This window comes from Algoriphagus sp. A40, from assembly GCF_002002735.1.
In the GTDB taxonomy this organism is placed as follows: domain Bacteria; phylum Bacteroidota; class Bacteroidia; order Cytophagales; family Cyclobacteriaceae; genus Algoriphagus.
In genome coordinates, this window is sequence record NZ_MUNY01000054.1 from 1 (window position 1) to 356 (window position 356).

2 rRNA genes are annotated in these 356 nt (G+C 51.1%); both read right to left on the reverse strand.

The features are described 5' to 3' along the window. Positions 1 to 112, reverse strand: a 23S ribosomal RNA gene (locus B0E43_RS31200); the annotation flags it as partial. A gap of 133 nt (positions 113 to 245) precedes the next feature. After that, a 16S ribosomal RNA gene (locus B0E43_RS31205) occupies positions 246 to 356 on the reverse strand; the annotation flags it as partial.

The following is a 356-nucleotide window of genomic DNA, read 5'->3' on the forward strand; positions in this document are numbered from 1 at the left end:
CATCCACGGATCATTTCGTATTGGCCGATCCCCGTGGCTTTTCGCAGCTTATCACGTCCTTCCTCGCCTCTGAGAGCCTAGGCATCCCCCGTGCGCCCTTAATCACTTACTTCTACTTGCTCATTATCACTAATGAACCATTATTACAGTCTCTACTTCAATATGTCAATGAACTTGTTCCCGCACTTGTGCGGGAAGGTGTGAAATGTGTAAAAGAGAAAGCCGAGGGACAGGAATCTTTCCAGAAAGGAGGTGTTCCAGCCGCACCTTCCGGTACGGCTACCTTGTTACGACTTAGCCCCAGTTACCGGTTCTACCCTAAACGGCTCCTTGCGGTTACCGCCTTCAGGTCGCCG